Below are 21,175 nucleotides of genomic sequence, written 5' to 3'. Positions count from 1 at the left end.
GAATCCGGTTCTCGTTCGCCATTTGGGACCGGATTCAGCGCAGGGGGCGCAGGGGGAAGAGGTGGCCACGCGGAGCGCGTCGCGCGCGACCACCGGTGATAGCGGAAGAGCTTAGTCCTCGCGCTCGATGGGCATGCTCATGCAGCGCGGGCCGCCACGGCCGCGGGACAGCTCGGCGGAGGGCACGATGATGAGGTCGAGGCCCTTGTCGCGCAGCACCTTGTTCGTGACGTCGTTGCGCTCGTACACCACGATCTTGCCCGGGGCGATGCACAGCGTGTTCGAGCCGTCGTTCCACTGCTCGCGCTCGGCCGCGATACGGTCGCCGCCGCCGCAGGGGATGAGCTCCACGGGATGGCCGACGTAGGTCTCCAGGATGCTCTCCAGCGTGCCGTTCACTTCCTTGACCTTGATGCCGTCGCCTTCGGCGGTGATCTCGAACACCGTCAGCGGGCCCATGATGCCGGGGTGGATGGTGAACTTGTCCGTGTCGATCTGCGTGAACACGGTGTCGAGGTGCATGAAGGCGCGGGAGTTCGGGATGTTGAACGCCAGGATGGTCTCGATGGGGCTCGTCGGATCGCCGAAGATGTTCTTCGCGATAGCGTCGATGGCATCGGGCTCGGTGCGCTGGGAAATGCCGATGGCCAGCACCTTGTCGTTGATGTTGAGGATGTCGCCGCCCTCGATGTGGAACGTGTTGTAGCGGCTGTAGTACTCAGGCGTGCCCTTGAGCATCGGATGGTACTTGAAGATGTACTCGCCGTAGATGGTCTCGCGGTTGCGGGTCTCGGAGTACATGCGGTTGATGGACACGCCGTTGCCGATCATCGCGAACGGGTCGCGGGTGAAGTACAGGTTCGGCATGGGCTTGACGACCATCTTGGAGGACTCGGACACCAGGTCCACCAGCGAGTTGGACTTGTCGGTGTGGAGCTCGGTGAGGTTGATGCCCTCCATCGTCTTCAGCACGAGGTCCTTGGCGCCGGGGTAGTTCTCCTGCAGGTAGTCGAAGATGATCTTCTGGTAGCGATCCGTGCGGATGCCGGCTTCTTCGATCCACTGCTTGAGGAACTGCTCGCGCAGCTCGGGGTTGGCCTCGAGAACCTCAGCCATGAGGTCTTCCAGGTAAAACACTTCGACGCCGTTGTCGCGCAGAGCCTGCGCGAACGCGTCATGCTCCTCCTGGGCGACCTTCAAGAACGGGATGTCGTCGAACAGCAGCTCTTCGAGCGTGTTCGGCGTCAGGTTCAGAAGCTCTTTGCCCGGGCGGTGCAGCAGGACTTTCTTCAAGGGCTTGATCTCGCTCTTGACGTTCACTCCTGACATGTGCAACCCTCCTTCGGTTTGTCGGCCCGCGCGTCCTTTAAGCGCGCCGGCCTTTCTTCGCCAAGTGCGTCCGCGGCGCGATGCCGTGACGCGTTGGTCTCACCATGCGCCCTCCGCTGCGTGAAGGAAAGATGTAAAGCGGGTTTACCGGTGCATCGATCGGGGTGTACCCGGCCGGGAAAGACGCTAAACCTCAAATAAACCGCAGGTGGGAGCAGTGCGCATCCTGCAACCATACACTGCGGCCGCGCGCGTTCGGCTCGGATGCCGCAGCCTTTTCCGAAACGATGCCGATTCGTGTATCATGGGTCATGTTGCAGGCGGCCGTGCGCAAGCGAGGAAAGAGGTACTCCTTCGTGGGATTCGTGCTCTTCCACTACACGCTCTTCGTGCTGTTGGGTTCTATCATGGCATCGGCAGCATGCCTTTCCGCCTACCTGGTATCGCGCAAGCGCGCCATGCGGTACGCCTTCGCTGGCTTCCTGTTCTACTTCTTCGACGTGGCGTGGGTGTTCCAAGACGACTTCTTCACCGGCGCCGACGCGGGGCTGGGCGCGGCGTACGCGGTGGTCGTGTCGCTGGTGCTCGTGGTGACGGGCGGCGGGTTCCTCACGTCGTTCTGGCTTTTGGTATGCGATTACCTGGGCGAGGAGCGCCGTGTGTTCAAGGTGGCGCCGGCCGTGCTGTTCGTGGCGGCGAGCGTGGCCGTGCTGGCGCTGCTGCCCGAGGGCGATTTGCGCAGCTTCCTGTTCTACTTCCCGCGCGAGCTGTACCTGTTCTGGATGCTGCTGTTCGCCGGGTTCCGCTTCCTCGTGACGAAGGACGAGTCCGGGCGCAACCGCCTGCGCCGCCACCGCTTGCTCTACGTGTTGCTGTGGGTGTTGGGCCTGATGATCGTTGCGGAGGACGTCTGCGTGTTCCTGCTGCCCGACCCCGTCCTGCTCGGGCCGCGCGCCTATGCACCCGAGCGCAACTTCGCCGAGAACGTGCTCATGCTGTGCTGCGCGTTCTTCGCCTGCCGCGATGCCTTCCGCGTGCTGTCGCTGCGCTTCGAGCGGCCTCCCATGCACGAGGGCGGCCGGCAGGAGGAGCTCATCGACGACAACCTGCTCCTGTACGGCAAGCGCTACCGCCTGTCCGAGCGCGAGTGCGAGGTGCTGCGCTACGTGCTGGTGGGCAAGGACAACCAGAACATCGCCTCCGCCATGCACCTGGCCTTGAGCACCGTGAAGGTGCACGTGCACAACATCCTGCAGAAAACGGGCCAGCCGAACCGCCAGGCCCTCGTCCAGGATTTCTGGAAGACATCGTAGAACGGCCTAGAGCGTGCCAAAAGCCCGGGGGTAATGGCGCATCGGAAAATGTGCCATTACCCCCGGGCTTTTGGCACGCTCCCCTGTTGCGTTCGCTCTACTGCTCCGCCAGCCATCTTCTCAACATGATCACGATGCCGCTGACCAGGAAGTCGAACTGGTGCACAGCGCCTCGCCCAGGGCGGAGTCCGCGCGCGAGCGGCCTTGGCCGATCCCGCTTCGATGCCGGATTCGATAGCGATGGCGATGCAGGCGTGCGTTCGGCGCGGTGTCGCTGCCAACCGGCGACACCGCGCCGTTCTTCCATATACGCGTGTCCTCCGTTCTGCTAAAGTAGACGAATCTGCGCGGCGCACCGCGCCGCAGGTTTCGCGCAACCGAGGCGAAACATGCAAGGGGGATCATTGGGGAGGCAAGAAGGTCGGCCCCAACGTGAGAAGGGAAAGGAGAGGGTATGAGCAGTACATTGGTACAGAAATTCAAGAACGTGGGCCCCGGCGCGCTCGTGGCGGCCGGCTTCATCGGGCCCGGCACCGTCACCACGTGCACGGTTTCGGGTGCGAGCTACGGCTACACCATGCTGTGGGCGCTGTTGTTCGCCACGGTGGCCACCATCATCTTCCAGGAGATGGCGTCGCGCGTGGGCATCGTCTCGGGCAAGGGACTGGGTGAAAACATCCGCGATCGTATTCCCAACAAGGCGCTGATGTGGATTGCGATCGTGATTGTTATCATCGCCATCTTCGTGGGCAACATCGCATACGAGACGGGCAACATCACGGGCGGCATCCTGGGCATCCAGGCGGTCCTGCCCGACGTGCCGATGATCCCCATCGTCATCGTGCTGGGTGTGCTGGCGTTCATCGCCATGTGGATCGGCTCGTACAAGGTGGTCGAGGTCATCCTCACGGCCATCGTGGTGTTCATGGGCGTGGTGTTCTTCGTCACGGCCATCGCGTCGTCGCCTGACTGGGGCGCCATCGCCACGGGCCTCTTCGTGCCGACGTTGCCCGAAGAAGGCTCGAAGGGCATCCTCACGGCCGTGGGCCTCATCGGCACCACCATCGTGCCGTATAACCTGTTCCTGCATGCGTCCGGTGCCTCCGAGCGCTTCAAGGACCCCGAGCAGGTTTCCGACGCCCGCTTTGACACCATCCTGAGCATCGGCCTGGGCGGCATCATCTCCATGGCCATCCTCATCTGCGCCGCCGCCAACATCTACGGCACCGATGCCGTGGTGGCGAACGGCAAGGACATGGCGTTGGCGCTGCAGCCGCTGCTGGGCTCGTGGGCCACGTGGATGATCGGCCTGGGGCTTCTGTGCGCCGGCTTCTCGAGCGCCATTACGGCTTCGTTCTCCGCCGCGTATGCCGTGAACGGCGTGCTGGGCTGGAAGAAGACGACGAAGGACCTGCGCTTCAAGCTCATCTGGATCATCGTGCTGGTGGCCGGCTGCGTGATGGCCGTGGCGCTGGGCAAGAGCCCCACCGAGCTGATCCTGGTGGCGCAGGCGGCGAACGCCATCCTGCTGCCCATCATGGCGTTCTTCGTCATCTACTGCGCGAACGGCAAGGACCTGGGCAAGTGGCGCAACCACCTCTTCGCGAACTGCGCGGGCGTGGTGATCATCGTGATCACGCTGTTCATGTGCTACCGCAACATGTCCAGCTTCTTGGCATCGCTCCAGGCGCTCATCGGGGGCTAGGGCTTTCGCTATTGCAGAAGCGCCCGTTTCGCTCCAACGCAAGACGCCCGCCGTTTCGGCGGGCGTCTTGCGTTGGAGGGGGCGGCGGGGCGCAGTCAGGCAGAGCGTCGAGCCCCTGCGTCGCGAACGGGCAGCGCGGCTGCTGCCTAGCGCGCGCTCACGGGCTTGATGGCAATGCTGTCCTGCTCCAGGGCCTCGCGGATGCGGCGCACGAAGGCAAGGGCGGAAGGGGAGTCGCCGTGCACGCAGATCGTGTCGGCATGCAGGTCGATGAGCTTGCCGTTCACGGAGAGGATGGCGCCGTCGCGGATGGCGTTCTTCACCCGCTCGATAGCCTCCTCCTCGTTGCGGATGAGCGCGGCGGGGTCGTTGCGGCTCACCAGCTTGCCCTCGTCCGTATAGTTGCGGTCGGTGAAGAACTCCTCGGCGGTGACCAGGCCGATCTTTCGCCCCTCGTCCACGAGCGCGCTGTTCGCCAGGCCCACCAGCACCAAACGGTCGTCCACGTCGCGCACCGCCTGGGCGAGCGCGGCGGCCAGCTCCGGGTCCACGGCGGCATGGTTGTACAGCTGGCCGTGCGGCTTCACGTGCCGAAGCGGGACGCCGGCGGCGGCGCAGAACGCTTGCAGCGCGCCTATCTGGTACAGCATGTACGAGTAAGCCTCGTCGGGCGACAGGTTCATGTCGCGGCGGCCGAAGCCCTGCAGGTCGGGGTAGCCGGGATGCGCGCCGATGGCTATGCCGGCATCCGCTGCCATGCGTACGGTGTCGCGCATGACCATCGGGTCGCCCGCATGCTGCCCGCACGCAACGTTCGCGCTGGAAACGAGCGGGATGATCTGGTCGTCGAGCCCGAGCGTATAGCGCCCGAAGCTCTCGCCCAGGTCGCTGTTGAGGTCGATACGGTACATAAGCTGCCTTCTTTCCCACGGTGTTAGCTCCTATTGTAGAGCAAGGGTCGGCACGCTGCGAATACTTCACGCGCCTTCGGATTGCCCCCAATCTACCAGCACGCTTTCCACTTGCTGTATCAGCTGCTTTTTACCGGGTACGTGAGATACGTATCGCGAGGCGAAAACGGTGTTCTGCAATCCTCCGAGCGCGTATTCGGCTGTGACGGCGTCTTTGTCCGTGCATAAGATGATGCCGATGGGAGGATTATCGAACTCGTCGTTAATTTCGCAAGCATAGTAGTTCAGGTACATGTTGATTTGCCCGACCGCTTCCGGCATCAGCTTGGAGGTTTTCAACTCGATGAGCACGTATGCTCGGAGCAGCTTGTTGTAGAAGACCATGTCGACATGGTAGTGAGTGTTGTTGAGCGTGATCCGCTGCTGCGTGCCCACGAACATAAAGCCCTGACCCAGTTCAAGGAGGAATTTCTCAATATGGGTGACGTGTGCTCGTTCAAGCTCGCTCTCCGGGAGGGGTGCGTCGTCGGGAATTCCCAGGAATTCGAAGACGTATGGATCCTTGATGATATCGGCGGGTTGCACGACGCGGGCTTCGTCGTTCGAGGGGGAGAGCCTGCGCTGCATGCTCCAAGTGCTGCCCGATTGGATCAGCCGCTCGTACAGCGATGTCGATATCTGTCGCTTGAGCTCACGTACCGACCATCCGGCTTCGATGCATTCTCGCTCGTAGAAACGCCGCTTGTCAGGATCCGAGATGCTCAAAAGCTCGCAATAATGCGACCAACTCAATTTGCCAGACAGTGTCTGGCAAATTGGATAATCCAGATAGAGTAGGCGCATGTTCTGCAGATTCGAGCGCGAGAACCCCTTGCCGTATGTCTCGGTCAATTCTCGAGACAACCGCTTGAGCGTTGCAGCGCCGTACTCCGCGCGATCGGGGTTTTCCTGCTCGTGTTCCACTATGATGCGGCCGACATTCCAGTACGTGACCAGCATCTCATGGTTCACGTGCGCAATAGCACGCCGACGCCCCTGTTCCAACACGCGCTTGATGTCGTTGAAAACGGACTCGTAGGATGCGATTTCTTCATAAGACATGGCAAGCCTCCTCTTCGGTTCCCAAGGATGAGAAGATCTTGCTGGATCTTGCAGGCGTGGTACGGGCAACGGGGGAACGCGCTACCATCTATGGGCTGTCTGTTCGGAAGCGGCGCCTGCACTGGTTCTTTGTAGCGCATAACCTAATACACTGAAGGTTTAATTGCAAGAGCAAAAATCCCCCGCCTTCCAAAAAGAAAGGCGGGGGATTTTTGCTGCTTGGTGTCGAGGCTGATACAGCCCCGACGATTTTCCCTCGCAGAGCAGTTGTTCCGGGGTTCTATTCTTTCAGGTCGATGTTCTTCGTGTCGGTGATGAGCATGCAGCCCGGCGCGTGGGTGATGGCGAACGGCGGCTTGCTGTTCATGACGATGGACTGGGGCGTGACGCCGCAGGCCCAGAACACAGGCACTTCGCCCTCGCGGATCTCGACGGGGTCGCCGAACTCGGGGTGGGCCAGGTCGCGCACGCCGATAGCCGCCGGATCGCCGATGTGGAGGGGCGCGCCGTGCACCTTGGGGATGGCGCCGGAGATCTGCACCGCCTTCACCACCTGGTCGTACGGGATGGGGCGCATCGACATGACCATGTTGCCGGACATGCTGCCCGCCGGGGTGCATGGCACGCCGGTCAGATACATGGGCACGTTGCAGCCCATGGTGTTGTGGCGGATCTCGATGCCGGCCTCGATGAGCTCGCTCTCGAACGAGAACGAGCACCCGATGACGAACGAAACCAAGTCGTCGCGCCAGTAGTCCTCGACGTTGTCCACCTCGGCCACCAGCTGGCCGTGCTCGTAGATGCGGTAGCGAGGGAAGTCGGTGGCGATGTCGCAGTCGGTGGCGCAGATGGTAGCCTGCCGCGCGCCCACCTCGGTCACTTCCAGCAGCGGGCACGGCTTGGGGTTGCGCTGCGCGAACAGCAGGAAGTCGTATGCCTGCTCGCGCGGCAGTACGATGAGGTTCGCCTGCGCGTACCCGGGGCAGAGGCCGCTTGTGGGCGCCGTGAAGTCGCCCGAGCGGATGAGCCGGCGCGCCTCCACCGGCGACGCGGCAAGCATCTGCGCCCACACCTCGTCGGCGACGCCCTCGGGCTTGGCGGGTTCCGGAACATCGATCATGATTACACCTCGCCCTTCATGAAGCGGTCGATGAAGCTGGTGTCGGCTGCGCCGGCGGCGAACGTCTCGTTCTCCATGATGGCGTACTGGAAGTCCAGGTTCGTCTTCACACCCACCACCACCATTTCCTCCAGCGCGGTGCGCATCTTGGCGATGGCCTCGGTGCGGTCGCGACCGTGCACGATGATCTTGGCTATCATGGAGTCGTAGTAGGGCGAGATCTCGTAGCCGTCGAAGGCGGCCGTATCCACGCGCACGCCGTTGCCGCCGGGCAGGTGCATCTGCGAGATGGTGCCGGGCGACGGCAGGAACCCGCGCTCGGGCTGCTCGGCGTTCACGCGGCACTCGATGGCGTGGCCGCGATACGTTATGTCGTCCTGCGTGAACGTGAGCGGGTCGCCCGCCGCCACGCGGATCATCTCCTGCACGATGTCGGTGCCCGTGACCATCTCGGTCACGGAATGCTCCACCTGCACGCGTGTGTTCATCTCCATGAAGTAGTAGTTCATCTGGTCGTCCAGCAGGAACTCAATCGTGCCGGCCGACGTGTAGCCCACGGCCTGCGCCGCGCGCACGGCGGCATCCAGCATTTCGGCGCGCACCTCCTCGGACAGCGCGGGGGAGGGGCTTTCCTCGATCATCTTCTGATGGTTGCGCTGCACGGAGCAGTCGCGCTCGCCGAGCGCCACCACGGTGCCGTACGTGTCGGCGATGACCTGCACCTCCACGTGGCGCGGGTTCATGACGCAGCGCTCCAGGTACATGGTGTTGTCGCCGAACGCGCCCACGCTCTCGCGCTGCGCGATGCTGAACTGCTCGCAGAAGTCGTCCTCGGACAGGCTCACGCGCATGCCCTTGCCGCCGCCGCCCGACGACGCCTTGATCATGATGGGCCAGCCTACGTCGCGCGCCTTCGCAAGCGCCTCCTCCGGGGCATGCACCGGCTCCTTCGTGCCGGGCACCACGGGCACGCCGGCCTCCATCATGGTCTTGCGCGCTTGGCTCTTGTTGCCCATGCGGTCGATGACCTCGGGCGCGGGGCCTATGAACACGATGTCGTTCTCGCGGCAGAGCTTCGCGAACGTGGAGTTCTCGGACAGGAAGCCGTAGCCGGGGTGGATGGCCTGCGCGCCGGTGCCCTTCGCGGCGGACAGGATGGCCGCGATGTTCAGGTACGAGTCGCGCGCGGCGGGCGGACCGATGCACACGCTCTCGTCGGCCAGGTACACGTGCAGCGCGTGCTTGTCGGCCGTGGAGTACACGGCCACGGTCTTGATGTTCATGGCGCGGCACGCGCGGATGATGCGCACCGCTATCTCGCCGCGGTTGGCGATGAGGATCTTCTCGAACATGGCAGCCCCCGCGCCCTAGCGCGCTTCGGCGGTGGCGATGCGGAACAGCGGCTGGTCGTATTCCACCTGCGTCCCGTTGGCGGCCAGCACCTCCACCACTACGCCGGGGGTGGGCGCCGTGATCTCGTTCATCATCTTCATGGCCTCCACGATGGCCATGGTCTGGCCCGACAGCACCTCCTGGCCTACCTTGACGAACGGGTCCTCGTCGGGGCTCGGCGACAGGTAGAACATGCCCACCATGGGGCTGCGCACCAGAAGCGAGTCCTTGTCCACGTCCTCGAGCGCGGCGGCCTCGTGGCTCTCCGTCTTGCCGGCCAGAAGCGCGCTCACCCGGTCGGCCATGAGCGGCAGGGCCGACGACGGGAGCGGGCCGTGGCTTCGCTCCAGCTCTATCTTCGTCTCGCCGTCGTCCACGCGCAGGGCCGTGAGCTCGGCCTTGTCCATGATGGCGATGAGTTCTTCGATGGCTTTCGTGTCCATGGCGCTTCTCCTTGCACTTCTCTAGGCGGTGCGGCCGTTGCCGCGGCTCGCATTCTGCGGGGCGTCGTTGGCGCCCGCCTTCTTGTCGGGGGCTTCGTCGTACTGCAGCGCGTTGCGGCTCCCCACCCGCTCGGCGCGGTTCGCGCGGTCGATCCACAGCGTGTCGGCCTGCGTCTTCGCCGCCTGGCGCTCCAAGATGGGCGTGAGGCGGCGGGCCGTGCGGCGGGGCGAGATGCCGTCGGCGCTGGGCCGGCGCACTTTCAGCGCCAGCATCTCGAACTGGCGCGCTTCGGCGCGCAGCAATTCCTGGGCCTGCTGGACCGTCACGGGCTCGAAGCGCACGCGGCTGCCCGGCGGGCGCTGCACGAGCTTGGGGATGTCCACGGTGGCGATGGTGCCGATCTTCGCGTAGCCGCCCGTGGTCTGGCGGTCGGCCAGCATGATGATGGGCCGCCCGTGCGAGGGCACCTGCACGGCGCCGAACGCGATGCCGTCCGATATGATGTCCGACCCGTGCCTCGTCTCGATCTCCGGGCCGTCCAGGCGGTATCCCATGCGGTCGCACTTCGCGGTGGTGGTGTAGGTTTGGCCGTAGAAGGTCTCGATGCCCTGGTTGGTGAACAGATCCTCCTGCGGGCCGGGTACCACGCGCACGCGCACCTCGCCTTCCTCGAACCCGTAGAACGGGTCGGGGTCGATGCGGTGCGAGCCCAGGTTCGGCAGGAAGTCCAGGCTCTTCGTCACGAACGGGAGGTAGTCGCCCGTCATGAGCGTCCGCCCCTTCCAGCCGCCGAACTCGCACTTCAGGTTCGTGGAACGGCTGCCCATGACCTCGGGCACGCGCACGCTGCCGCCTGCGATGGCCAGGTAGCCGTAGCAGCCCGTCTTCGCGGCGCCGAAGCGCAGGATGGAGCCGCGCTTCACCATGAGGGCGGTGTAGCGCGGGGCGGGCTCGCCGTCGATGGTGGCGCCGAAGTCGGCGCCCGTGAGGGCGATGATCGTCTTCGTGGTGAAGCGCAGCATAGGCCCGGCCAGCGCAAACTCAAGCACCGGCGCGTTCGGCTCGTTCTCTACCAGCAGGTTCGCTATCGTGTAGGCCCGGTGGTCCATGACGCCGTTCGTGGAGAAGCCGCTGCCCTGGTAACCGAAGCGGCCGTTGTCCTGGATCGACGTGTACACGCCGGGTTTTCTGACGACGAGGCCCATGTTATTCGTCCTCCACGAAGATCTGGTACTCGTAGGTGCTCGCGGCCAGCTGCTGCTCGATGGCGGCGTACTCGTCGGTCGTGATGGGCACGAAGCGCAGGTACTCGCCGGCCGCGTACAGGATGGGCTCGGCGCGGTCCGGGTCGTAGGGGCGCAGCGGCGTGCGGCCGATGATCTGCCAGCCGCCGGGTGAGGCCAGCGGGTAGATGCCCGTCTGCGCGCCGCCTATCCCGACGCTGCCCGGCTCGATGCGCGTGCGCGGCGTGGCAAGGCGCGGCGTGTGCAGGCGCTCGTCGAGGCCGCCCAGGTAGGCGAAGCCGGGCAGGAATCCCAGCATGTCAATGAGGTAATCGTGCGCGGTGTGGATGTCCACGACCTCCTGCGGGGTGAGCCCGGCGTGCTCGGCCACGTTGGCCAGGTCGGGGCCGTACTCGCCGCCGTAGCACACGGGTATCTGCACGATCTTGCGCACTGAGAGGTCGGCCTCGCCCACGTCGCGCAGCTTCCCGCGCAGGCGTGCGGACAGCTCGTCGAACGTGACGACCAAGGGGTTGTAGTACACCATGAGCGAGCAGAACGTGGGCACGAGCTCGGTGATGCCCTCGATGGGGTCGGCGGTGAGGTTCTCCGCAGCTAGGCGGATCATCGCGCTCGTCTCCGGGGAGATCGAATGAGCGAACTCCAGGTTGAGCGCCGAATCGCCGGCGATGGTGATGCTGAATCCCGCCATGTGGTTCCGTTCCTCGTCCGTTGGGCCGCTGGTGCGTGATCGCAGGGGTTCGGCCGCGTCGCCGTGCGACCGCAGGGGCCCGGTACCGGCATCGTCCACCGGTACGCATCGATGGCTCTGCCCATCAATGCTACACTTATATATTGGTTATCTCGATAGGATTGTAGCATATATGGAAAAAGCACTGTTTCTTGCGGCGTTCTTCTTCGCTTACACCGTCCAGGCCATCACCGGCTTCGCCGGCAACATATTCGCCATGCCCGTGGGCGCCACGCTCCTGGGGTTGAGCCCCACCGTGTCCATCCTGAACGCGATGGGCTTCTTCGCGTGCGGCCTTTTGGCCGTGCTGAACATCAAGCACGTGAACTGGCGTGAGTTCGGCAAGATCATCGCCGTCATGATCGTGTTCATGGTGGTGGGCATCTGGCTGGACACGCTCATGCCGCTGCACGTGCTGCTGAAGATCTACGGTGCCGTGATCGTGTTCATCGGCGCGAAGAACCTCATCTTCACCCGTCAGAAGTTCCTGCCGGAGTGGGCGCTGTGGATCATCCTGGCGCTGGCGGGCCTCATCCAGGGCATGTTCGTGTCGGGCGGCGCGCTGCTGGTGATCTACGCGGTGCAGAAGCTGCGCGACCAGCAGGAGTTCCGCATCACGCTCTCGCTTATCTGGACGGTGCTGAACTTCATCTACGCGTGCATCGCGTTCCAGCAAGGCCACTTCACGGGCGACGTCGTGCAGATCATCGTCATGTGCATCCCGCTGGCCGTCGTGGCCACCGTGCTGGGCAGCAAGCTGCAGAAGAAGATCAGCCAGGAGAAGTTCCTGAAGCTCACCTACGTCCTGCTGCTGTTCATCGGCATGGTGCTGTTGGTGACGTCGTAGGCTCGCTGTGGCTCTGGGCCGACGGGCTCCCTTTTGGGCGGACGGGGGAGCGCTTGGCTTGCTTTTTCGCTAGCTAGGGTATGAATCATCTTTCGTTATATTATTCATGAATAATATACTTATGCGTATTCACCTCGTATAACTATTGTTCTTTGAACATTATGTGAATAACAGGTTGCATGCGGGGAACAGGGCTATAGTGTCAACGTCAACCGACGAGAGAGACGAAGAACCGGAAGAAGGAACCCCTCATGACCGAAGCAACCAAGACTTTGGCGCAGCTGAAGAAGGCCAGCAAGCTCACGCGCCTCGCGTTCCACAAGAACGGCCCGAAAAGCTACAAGCGCGGCCAGGGCGCCCTGCTGAACGCCTTGCTGGCGAACGACGGCACCACGCAGCGCGAGCTGGTGAAGACCATGGGCATGGACCGCAGCGACCTCAAGGGCATCGTGAAGAAGGCCGAGCGCAACGGCTACGTGACCATCGAGGATTGCGATGCGAAGCACACCTACGCCGTGAAGCTGACCGACGAGGGCCGCAAGGTGGCCGAGAAGCGCGTGGCCGCCAACGACAAGACGGCCGAGAGCATCCTCGACTGCCTGTCTGCGGACGAGGTGGCCCAGCTGAACGCCCTCACCGAGAAGCTCATCCTGTCCTGCAAGGACAAGGGTATCAACGGCAAGAAAAAGGGCCGCAAGGCGCACAGCTGCCACTGCTGCTAGCCTGCCGACTACGCGTACCGGATGCTTTTGGAGGGGGTCGACGCTGAACGCGCGTCGGCCCCTTTCTTGTTGCAAGGCTCACGTCGCCCCCGCGCCCTCTGCTGCGACCGCTCGTCATACCCTCTGCTGCGTCTGGCTATCGCGACCGTTCACCGTGCCCGCAGGCGACGCGCAGCGCGCTGGGCGCCGCGGCAGCCAGCCAGCGGTTCCGTTGCCGAAACGGCGCGCGCCGGGGGTTCACGGGCGCGCCTTGGAACCGGTACAATAGGGGCAGGGCGAGGCAAGGAGCATCTTATGGCGCAGTACCAACGCATCTTCGCAGCACTCGACGGCGCATCCACGCAGGAGGCGGTGGCCCAGCGGGCTGCGGCGCTCGCGGCCGACAACGGGGCACGGCTTTTGTTCGGCCACGTGATCGACTCGGTTCCCAACGAGGCGAACGGGGCCGACTTCGACGCCCTGTGCGCGGAAGGCGTCGCGCGCATCGAGGACGAGCTTGCCGACGAGCTCCGCGCGGTGCGCGACAATCCCGCCATCCCGTCCGTCGAGGTGCGGGTTCGTGCAGGCCGCGTGGCCGAGACGCTGGCCGAGCAGCTCATCGAGCCCTTCGCGCCCGACTTGGTCGTGTGCGGCGAGCGCGGGCTCTCCAACATCAAGTACGTGTTCGTGGGCAGCGTGTCCACCTACCTCATCCGCAACCTGCGCTGCGACGTCCTGGTGGTCAAGCAGGCGTGAGCTTCATCCAGGTCGGTTCCGGCCTGGGTTCCCCTTGTTTTGCGCCGCGGTGCGCGCTAGGCGCGCGCAGCGGCCGCCTTGCGGTCGACGACCCGCTTGAACATGATCACGAGCAGCACCAGCCCCACGCCCACCATGATGTGCCCGATGCCCGCGATGCCCGAGAGCGCCGCGTCGGGCAGCGGCAGCACCGTGCCCGTGACCTGCGCCACTCTGCGCACGAGCATCATGCCGGCCGTGACGGCCACCCCGATGTTGTACACGATGAAGAACGGCTTGAACAGCCGGTCGCCCGTGAAATCGCTGGCGAGGGCGAACAGCGTGGCAATGAGGAACACCAGGAACCCGAGCGCCAGCAGATGCGGGTGCATGAACCCGAGCACGGTCTGCCCGGAGAAGCCGGAGAGCTTCGTGAACTCGCGGAAGAACACGCCGGCGGCCGCGCCGGCAATGAGGTAGACGAGGGCGGTGTTGATGAGGCGCTTCATATGTTTCCTTTCGAATAACAATATATGAACGACGTTCATTATGAGCCTTCGCCCGCGGGGGTGCAAGGGGTTCGGGCAAACTGTTCCGAAGATGCGAACGAGCGCGCATGCCCGGCCGCGCCGGACGGAAGCGTGGCCGGGCATGCGTGCCCTCGGCCGGGCGGCGCGTGCGTCGTTGGCCCGGCGCGCTGCCCGTTGTGCTACCCTGTTCATCATCTAAAGCAGGCGGGAAGACGAGGACGTGGTGCACATGGTGAACGAGAGAATGTACGGGCTGGGAGCGGAGCCGAGCGCGATTCGCGAGCTGTTCGCGTACGGCATGGCGCGCAAGGCGGAGATCGGCGCCGACAGCGTGTTCGACTTCAGCATCGGGAACCCCAGCGTGCCCGCGCCCGACGCCGTGAAGCAGGCGGTGCTCGAGCTCATGGAGGAGGAGCCGAGCGCGCTGCACGGCTACTCGCCGGCGGCTGGCGACCCGCGCGTGCGGGCCGCGGTGGCCGACCATATCCGCCGCCGCTTCGACGTGCCGGCCTCGCCCGACCAGGTGTACCTGACGGCGGGTGCCGCGGCGGGCCTGGCCATCTCCATCTGCGCCGTCACGGAGCCGGGCGACGAGGTGGTCGTCATCGCGCCGTTCTTCCCCGAGTACCAGGTGTGGATAGAGACCGCCGGCTGCACGCGCGTGGAAGTGCCGGCGCATGTGCCCGACTTCCAGCTTGACATCGATGCGCTGGACGCGGCCATCGGGCCCGCGACGGCCGCCGTCATCATCAACTCGCCGAACAACCCGGTGGGCGCCGTGTACACGCGCGAGAACCTGGAGGCCCTCGCCGCGCTGCTGGCGCGCAAGGAGGCCGAGCTGGGACGCAAGATCTACGTCATCAGCGACGAGCCGTACCGAGAGATCACCTACGGCGCCGAGGTTCCCTACGTGCCGTGCGTGTGGCCGCGCACCATCGTATGCTACTCGTACTCGAAGTCGTTCTCGTTGCCGGGCGAGCGTATCGGCTATATCTACGTGTCCGACCTCATGGACGATGCGGCCGAGGTGTCCACGGCTGTGGCAGGCGCGGGACGCGCGCTCGGGTTCATCTGCGCGCCGGTGCTGTTCCAGCGCGTGATTGCCGCCTGTATCGACGAGCCGAGCGACGTGGCGTCCTACGCCGAGAACCGCCGCCTGCTTACCGAGGGCCTGGGCGCGCTGGGCTACGAGTTCGTGGAGCCCGACGGCGCGTTCTACCTGTGGGTGCGCGCGCTTGAGGACGACGCCCAGGCGTTCAGCGACCGCGCGAAGGCCCATGAGCTCCTGCTGGTGCCCTCCGACAGCTTCGGCGTTCCCGGCTGGGTGCGCGTGAGCTACTGCGTTTCGCGCGCCACCATCGAGCGCTCGATGCCCGCGTTCAAGGCGCTCATGGAGGAGTACCGGGGGTAGGGGCTCCCAACTTCGCGCGCAACGAAGCGACGGCGGCCGGAGGGCCGCCGTCGCTTCGTTGCGGGGTATGCCGCCACGGCATAGAGCGTTCGGCAAAACCGCATTTCCCCTATGCGCTGGTCAGAACCTACACTGCGAGCAACGTCAAGTAGGCGGCGATCGACAGGAGGAGAACATGCTGACGGTATCGGAGCACGTGTACGACGAGGCGACGGGCATCGACCACTACGTATTCGAGCCTGGGGCCATGAAGGCGCAGGTAAAGGTGACTGAAACGAACGGCGAGCCCCAGGTGCTCCTCGGTGTGGAGGGCATGGCCGTCCAGCAAAGCGTTTCGGAGCCCACGTGGACGGTTTGCATGAACAAGGAGATTGTCGAGAGGGCGCTTGCCGATTACCGCGAACGCCGGATGTGAGAATCTGGCTGTTGGATCTTTAGAGCAAGGGGCGCGCCGTTATCGCAACGGCGCGCCCCTTGTCATAGTGCTCGGCTTTCGCCATTCGCGCGGAGCGCTTCCTGGGCCGTGTAATAGTCGGATGCTCCCTGTGGCTTGCCGATAGCCCCGCGCCTCATGTTGTGCAAATAGGGTTCATGGCACGAAGGGCACGCGGCTGCGCCTGGCTTGACGGGTTCGCCGCATGAGGAGCAGGTGAGCTCAAGTTTGAGGGAGAATATCCCGCATTTGTTGCAGTGGTTGCACGGGTAGCAGGGCATGGCGATTCCTAACAGTGTTCGCGCTCGGCAAGGTCGGCTTCCATGAAGTCGATGAAGCGATCGAGCGCCGGGTTGAGGTTCCCTATGTGGTACAGGGCCGAAAGGGGAAACGAGGTCGCCTCGCCGGTGAGCTCGATCACGCGGCATGACGAGGGGAGCCCCGCTTCGATGCGCTTCACGAAGTTGACCCCGGCGATGAGCACGTCGTTGCCGATGGTCGACGAGAGCGTGAGAAGATCGGTCAGGCGCATGGAGTACCTTCGCCGTGTTTTCGGTGCGAACCCGTTGAGCAGGCAGGCCCGCTCGATAAACCGCCATGCCTCGCTGACGTGCGCGCCCTCTATCCTGACCAGCGTCTCGTGGCGAAGATCCTCGATGTCGATGGATGCGCGGTTTGCGAAGGGGTGGCCGGCGTCGACGATGGCGGCCCATGGGCAACGGCCCACGATCACGGCCCCCACGGTGTCGTCATCGAGCTCGCTGGGTTCGAAGTAATCGAAGGCGACGTCGATGGAGCCGGCCTTGACGAAGTCGATGGGCCGTTTATGGTGGCAGCTTCGAACCTGGATGAAGCCGGTGCCGTACTCGCTTTCCGCAGAGGTGATGAAGCGTCCGAGCAGGGCCATCACGACCGTCTCGTCGGTGAGTCCCGTCACGGAAAGGCGTGCCGGCGCCTCGCTCTTTATGCGGCGTGCCTCCTCGTAGAACATGCTCTGCGCATCGAGGATCTTGTATGCAAAGGGGAGCAGCGCATTGCCGGCCTCGGTGAGGCGCATGGCAGATCCCGTCCGCTCGAACAGCGACAAGCGCAGTTCCTTCTCGAACGAGATGATGTGCTTGCTCAGCGTTGGCTGGGACATGTTGAGCATGCGGGCTGTTTCCGTGATGTTCAGCCTCTTGGCCAGCTCGACGAACTCGTTGAAGGCGCTGATATCCAAAGCCGACTCGCCCCCTGTTATAACCACCGAGGTCAACGATGTGTTTTCGATCTATGAGATTCCCTTTTCCACCTCTCGCTCGAACCAACATACCACATTCGCCCGGCATGGTTCGAATTCCCGGGCGGCATGGGCGGCAGGCATAAAAAGAATCCATCGCGGAGCTTTTTATCATTATTTCCATGCGGCATGCCCTTCCTATAATGCGCCCCATCCGATGCCGGACCGAACGGGGAAGCGGGCCGAATTCGGCAGAACAGCCGAGAGGAAGGGGAATTCTATGAGTTCCGCACAGGTTAAAGAGGGGTTCAACAAGGCGATCATTCCCATCATGGCGATCTTCGCGCTCGGCGCCTCCCAAGGAGGCGTCAACGCCGGCCTGGCCACCATGGGGGCGGCGTTTCCGGAGGCGGGGCCGAACATCGGCTACGTGATCAGCATGGTGGCGCTCGGCATGATTCCGTCGGGCATCATCTCGGGCGCGGTCACGGGCCGGTTCATCAAGTACCGTACCTCCATCATAGCCGCCATCGTCCTGTACATCGTTTCAGGTTGCTGGCCGTTCTTCATGGGGAGTGGCGAATCGTTCGGCATGCTGCTGGTCTCGCGCTTCGTGTTCGGCTTCGCGGTAGGGTGGTCGTACCCGCTCGCCCAGGCGCTCACGTTCAAGACGTTCGACAACGAGAACAAGCGCGCGAGCATCCTCGGCGCCGGCATGGCGTTCTTCAATCTGGGAAGCCTGATCATGGAGCTTGCCGGCGGGTACCTTGCGCTTGTGAGCTGGCAGGCGTGCTTCCTGGTCTACCTGATCGGCATCATCCCGCTCGTCATCGTCATCTTCATGCTGAAAGAGCCCGAGCGTGATTCCGAGCAGGCGGCCGAGCTCGCTGCCGAGACGGGCGGCGAGGTGAAGACGAAGATACCGCCCATCGCCTTTTTGTACATGCTCATGCTCACGCTTATCGTTGCGTTCGCCATGCCCACGATCCTGTACTGCTCGTTCGTGCTGCCCGACTCGGCCATCTCCGGTTGGGTGCTCTCGGCCATGACGCTTGTGGGCGCCGTCACGGGCTTCACGCTGGGGCCGGTGTACAAGAAGCTCAAGAAGTGGACGCTGCCGGTAGCGGGGCTGTTCCTGGGCGTGCTGTACGTCGTCTGCGCCCTCAACGCGCAGCCGGGCAGCTTCAACCTCGTGGTGTACATCGCGACGTTCCTCGTGGGGCATTGGGGCTTCGCCATCGTGATCCCCGCCACGGGCAACATGATCACGAACCTGGTGCCCATTGGCGCAGCCACGCGCGCCATGGGGTTCAACACGGCGTTCCATCAGGCCGGCTGCTTCCTTGCGACTCCGGTGGCAACGCTGGTCATGGGATTGCTGGGCGCGCAGGCGGTCACCGACCTGCTGCTTCCCTGCAGCATCGTCATCGTGGTGCTGGGCGTGCTCCAGTTCGTGCTGGCGGGCTTCACCGATATGTCCAAATACGATGACGGCTACGGCAAGGTCGAGCTGCATCACGACGCCTAAGCGAGACGGCGCGCCAAGCGCACGGCATTCCAGGAGGATTGCCTGCTTCCCCTGTTCGGTTCGCACATCGAAGCAACAAAGAGAGGAGACATCCATGTCGAACGATTACTACGAAAGCCACCGAGGCGAATGGCAGTGGCAGGACGGCGAGTACACCGTCACGCGCACGACCGCCTGGTCGGGGCCCGGTTGCCACGACGGCTGCGGCGTGCTGTACTACACGAAGGACGGCAAGCTGGAGAAGGTGGAGGGCGACCCCGACAACCCGTTCAACCAGGGCGCGCTGTGCATGCGCTGCCTGGAGATGCCCGAGTTCGTGAACAACCCCACGCGCCTCGGCCACCCCATGAAGCGTGCCGGCGAGCGGGGCGAGAACAAATGGGAGCGCGTGTCCTGGGAGGAGGCGCTCGACCTCATCGAGGAAAAGGTACGCGCCATCTGGAAGGACTACGGCCCCGAGTCCATCGTCTGTCATATCGGCACCGGGCGCAACAACTGCGACCAGATACCGTACCTGTGCTACGCGGCGTTCGGATCGCCGAACTTCTCCATGGGCTATCTGGCCGGCGACTCCTGCTTCTGCCCGCGCTCCGCGTCGATGGCGTCGCAGAACGGCGACTTCATGATCGCCGACTGCTCGCAGCAGTTCGAGAAGCGCTACGACGAGAGCACGGGCTGGCGCTGCCCCGAAGTCATCGTGAACTGGGGCTGCAACGCGGTCGTCTCGAACTCCGACAACTTTTTCGGCGGCTGGATCGTGGACTGCATGCAGCGCGGCTCCAAGATGATCACCATCGACCCGTCGCTCACCTGGCTGGCCTCCCGCTCGGCGTACTGGCTGCGCGTGCGGCCGGGCACCGACGCGGCTTTGGCCATGGCCATGCTCAACGTCATCATCTCCGAGGACCTCTACGACCACGATTTCGTGGCCAAGTGGTGCTACGGCTTCGACGAGCTTGCCGAGCGCGTGCGCGACTGGACGCCCGAGCGGGCTGCGGAGGTTTGCTGGGTCGAGGCCGAGGACATCGTGGGCGCCGCCCGCCTGTACGCCCAGGCCGACCCCGCCGCCATCCAGTGGGGGCTCAAGCTCGACCAGACCACCAACGCCACCGCCACCGCGTGCGCCGTCAACTCGCTGTGGGCCATCACGGGCAACGTGGACAATCCCGGCGGCAACATCATCATCCGCAACGCCTTCGACCAGAACCTCTCGTACGGCTACGGGTACCACCTGCTGCCGCCCGAGGTGCAGGCGAAGCGCCTGGGGGCCGAGTTCCCGCTGATGAGCCGTGCGGGCTACAGCTCCTCCGCCCATGCGGACTCCGTGCTGAAGGCCATCGAGACCGGCGAGCCGTATCCTATCCGCATGGTGTGGATGACGTCCACGAACCCCATCGCCAACATGGGCGCCGACGCGCCGCGCCTGTTCCGCGCCTTGAAGAGCGTCGATTTCGTGGTGGTGAACGACCTGTTCATGACGCCAACCGCCATCGCCTTCGCCGATCTGGTGCTGCCCGCCGCCATGTCTCCCGAACGCAACTCGCAGCGCTGCTGGTGGGTTCCGAACCGCACGCTCACCAAGGTCACCCAGTACGAGGAGTGCGTTTCGGACGACGACCTGGTCACCATGGTGGGCAAACGCCTGCACCCCGAGAACTTCCCCTGGGACGACAACGTGGGATGGATCAACCACATCTTCGAGCACGAGACGAACGACGAGCTGCCCTACAAGAGCTTCGAGGAGGCGCAGAAGGTCGTGTGGTCCTACCCGGCGTTCACCTACCTCAAGCACGAGAAGGGCCTGCTGCGCCCCGACGGGCAGCCCGGGTTCAACACGCCGTCCGGTCGCATCGAGCTGTACAACACGAACCTCATGCTGTGGGGCTACGATCCGCTGCCCGACTTCAAGGAGCCCAGCTGCTCTCCGGTGAGCAGCCCCGAGCTCGCCGAGAAGTACCCGCTCGTCCTGACCACCGGCGCGCGGTCCTTCGAGTTCTTCCATTCCGAGCATCGCCAGGAGGGCACGACGTCGCGCGAGCTGCACCCCGACCCGCTGTTCGAGATGAGCCCTGCCGCCGCCGAGGCCGCGGGCCTCTCCGAGGGCGATTGGGCCTGGATCGAGAACCAGCGCGGCCGCTGCCGCCAGAAGCTGCACGTGAACCCCTCGCTCGACGACCGCGTGGTGCGCGCCGAGCACGGCTGGTGGTTCCCCGAGACCGAGGGGGCGGAGCCGAACCTGTACGGCGTGTTCGACTCCAACATCAACAACCTCACCCCGCAGTGCGAGAACGGCGACACCGGCTTCGGCGCCCCGTACGCGAACCAGCTGTGCCGCGTGTACCCGTGCACTGAGGAGAACAGCCGTGTCCTGCCGGGCGAGCAGGTCACCAGGCGCGGGGGCTATTCCAAGGTAATCGACGAGTCCAACGGCGACGTGAAGGTGGGTGCTATCTATGGCTAACGCATTGATGATCGACTACGA

Annotated in this window: 19 protein-coding genes; 9 read left to right on the top strand and 10 right to left on the bottom strand. The window is 64.2% G+C overall.

Going from position 1 to position 21,175, the window contains the following annotated elements:
• Positions 1 to 111: 111 nt before the first annotated feature.
• The gene (arcA, locus tag GPA_RS12110) at positions 112 to 1,329 is read right to left on the bottom strand and encodes an arginine deiminase (RefSeq protein WP_041239576.1); all 1,218 of its coding nucleotides are present in this window, start codon (positions 1,327 to 1,329) and stop codon (positions 112 to 114) included.
• A 356-nt stretch (positions 1,330 to 1,685) separates the two neighbouring features.
• On the opposite strand from arcA, the gene GPA_RS12105 reads away from it, so the two are divergent.
• Entirely contained in the window at positions 1,686 to 2,642 is a 957-nt protein-coding gene (locus GPA_RS12105; RefSeq protein ID WP_041240481.1) for a helix-turn-helix transcriptional regulator, read from the top strand.
• A 454-nt stretch (positions 2,643 to 3,096) separates the two neighbouring features.
• On the top strand, positions 3,097 to 4,347 hold the full coding sequence (locus GPA_RS12100) for an Nramp family divalent metal transporter (protein ID WP_041239575.1): 1,251 nt from the start codon (positions 3,097 to 3,099) through the stop codon (positions 4,345 to 4,347).
• A gap of 146 nt (positions 4,348 to 4,493) precedes the next feature.
• Here GPA_RS12100 and GPA_RS12095 read toward each other — a convergent pair whose 3' ends face one another.
• The 7 genes from GPA_RS12095 to pxpB form a co-directional block, all read right to left on the bottom strand.
• Positions 4,494 to 5,258, bottom strand: coding sequence for a LamB/YcsF family protein (locus tag GPA_RS12095; RefSeq protein ID WP_015540037.1), 765 nt, complete (start codon positions 5,256 to 5,258; stop codon positions 4,494 to 4,496).
• A 66-nt stretch (positions 5,259 to 5,324) separates the two neighbouring features.
• A complete protein-coding gene (locus GPA_RS12090; RefSeq protein WP_015540036.1) occupies positions 5,325 to 6,359 on the bottom strand; it encodes a PDDEXK nuclease domain-containing protein in 1,035 nt (344 codons plus the stop codon).
• A 280-nt stretch (positions 6,360 to 6,639) separates the two neighbouring features.
• Positions 6,640 to 7,479: a putative hydro-lyase gene (locus GPA_RS12085; protein WP_015540035.1), complete on the bottom strand. Its 840-nt coding sequence runs from the start codon at positions 7,477 to 7,479 to the stop codon at positions 6,640 to 6,642.
• Between the two features lie 2 nt (positions 7,480 to 7,481).
• A complete protein-coding gene (gene accC, locus GPA_RS12080; protein ID WP_015540034.1) occupies positions 7,482 to 8,831 on the bottom strand; it encodes an acetyl-CoA carboxylase biotin carboxylase subunit in 1,350 nt (449 codons plus the stop codon).
• A gap of 15 nt (positions 8,832 to 8,846) precedes the next feature.
• A complete protein-coding gene (gene accB, locus GPA_RS12075; RefSeq protein WP_015540033.1) occupies positions 8,847 to 9,314 on the bottom strand; it encodes an acetyl-CoA carboxylase biotin carboxyl carrier protein in 468 nt (155 codons plus the stop codon).
• Between the two features lie 21 nt (positions 9,315 to 9,335).
• Positions 9,336 to 10,520 carry a 5-oxoprolinase subunit C family protein gene (locus GPA_RS12070; RefSeq protein WP_015540032.1) on the bottom strand — a complete coding sequence of 395 codons (1,185 nt, stop codon included), beginning with the start codon at positions 10,518 to 10,520 and terminating at the stop codon, positions 9,336 to 9,338.
• A 1-nt stretch (position 10,521) separates the two neighbouring features.
• Positions 10,522 to 11,250, bottom strand: coding sequence for a 5-oxoprolinase subunit PxpB (gene pxpB, locus GPA_RS12065; protein WP_015540031.1), 729 nt, complete (start codon positions 11,248 to 11,250; stop codon positions 10,522 to 10,524).
• Positions 11,251 to 11,422: 172 nt separating this feature from the next.
• Between pxpB and GPA_RS12060 the strand changes: the two genes are divergently transcribed.
• The 3 genes from GPA_RS12060 to GPA_RS12050 all read left to right on the top strand — a co-directional run bounded on the left by GPA_RS12060 (position 11,423) and on the right by GPA_RS12050 (position 13,593).
• Positions 11,423 to 12,136 (top strand): sulfite exporter TauE/SafE family protein, encoded by a 714-nt coding sequence (locus GPA_RS12060; protein ID WP_015540030.1) that lies wholly within the window; start codon positions 11,423 to 11,425, stop codon positions 12,134 to 12,136.
• 251 nt (positions 12,137 to 12,387) lie between these two features.
• Positions 12,388 to 12,858, top strand: a complete 471-nt coding sequence (locus GPA_RS12055; protein ID WP_015540029.1) for a MarR family winged helix-turn-helix transcriptional regulator — start codon at positions 12,388 to 12,390, stop codon at positions 12,856 to 12,858.
• Positions 12,859 to 13,152: 294 nt separating this feature from the next.
• Positions 13,153 to 13,593 carry a universal stress protein gene (locus GPA_RS12050; RefSeq protein WP_015540028.1) on the top strand — a complete coding sequence of 147 codons (441 nt, stop codon included), beginning with the start codon at positions 13,153 to 13,155 and terminating at the stop codon, positions 13,591 to 13,593.
• Positions 13,594 to 13,649: 56 nt separating this feature from the next.
• On the opposite strand, the gene GPA_RS12045 is transcribed toward GPA_RS12050, so the two are convergent.
• On the bottom strand, positions 13,650 to 14,081 hold the full coding sequence (locus tag GPA_RS12045; protein WP_015540027.1) for a DUF2871 domain-containing protein: 432 nt from the start codon (positions 14,079 to 14,081) through the stop codon (positions 13,650 to 13,652).
• Between the two features lie 250 nt (positions 14,082 to 14,331).
• Here GPA_RS12045 and GPA_RS12040 point away from each other — a divergent pair, with 250 nt between their 5' ends.
• Complete coding sequence (locus tag GPA_RS12040; protein WP_015540026.1) at positions 14,332 to 15,513, top strand: pyridoxal phosphate-dependent aminotransferase; 1,182 nt, start codon at positions 14,332 to 14,334, stop codon at positions 15,511 to 15,513.
• Between the two features lie 175 nt (positions 15,514 to 15,688).
• Entirely contained in the window at positions 15,689 to 15,928 is a 240-nt protein-coding gene (locus tag GPA_RS12035; protein WP_015540025.1) for a hypothetical protein, read from the top strand.
• 307 nt (positions 15,929 to 16,235) lie between these two features.
• Here the strand turns inward: GPA_RS12035 and GPA_RS16915 are convergent, their stop codons facing one another.
• Positions 16,236 to 17,165, bottom strand: coding sequence for a LysR family transcriptional regulator (locus tag GPA_RS16915; RefSeq protein WP_049784142.1), 930 nt, complete (start codon positions 17,163 to 17,165; stop codon positions 16,236 to 16,238).
• 280 nt (positions 17,166 to 17,445) lie between these two features.
• Between GPA_RS16915 and GPA_RS12025 the strand changes: the two genes are divergently transcribed.
• Positions 17,446 to 18,693, top strand: coding sequence for an MFS transporter (locus GPA_RS12025; RefSeq protein WP_015540024.1), 1,248 nt, complete (start codon positions 17,446 to 17,448; stop codon positions 18,691 to 18,693).
• A 94-nt stretch (positions 18,694 to 18,787) separates the two neighbouring features.
• Positions 18,788 to 21,154 (top strand): molybdopterin-dependent oxidoreductase, encoded by a 2,367-nt coding sequence (locus tag GPA_RS12020; RefSeq protein WP_015540023.1) that lies wholly within the window; start codon positions 18,788 to 18,790, stop codon positions 21,152 to 21,154.
• Positions 21,155 to 21,175 lie beyond the last annotated feature (21 nt).

The sequence above is a fragment of the Gordonibacter pamelaeae 7-10-1-b genome, from assembly GCF_000210055.1.
Lineage (GTDB): Bacteria > Actinomycetota > Coriobacteriia > Coriobacteriales > Eggerthellaceae > Gordonibacter > Gordonibacter pamelaeae.
The sequence above is the reverse complement of the archived record's forward strand: the minus strand, read 5'-3'. Positions and strand labels throughout refer to the sequence as shown.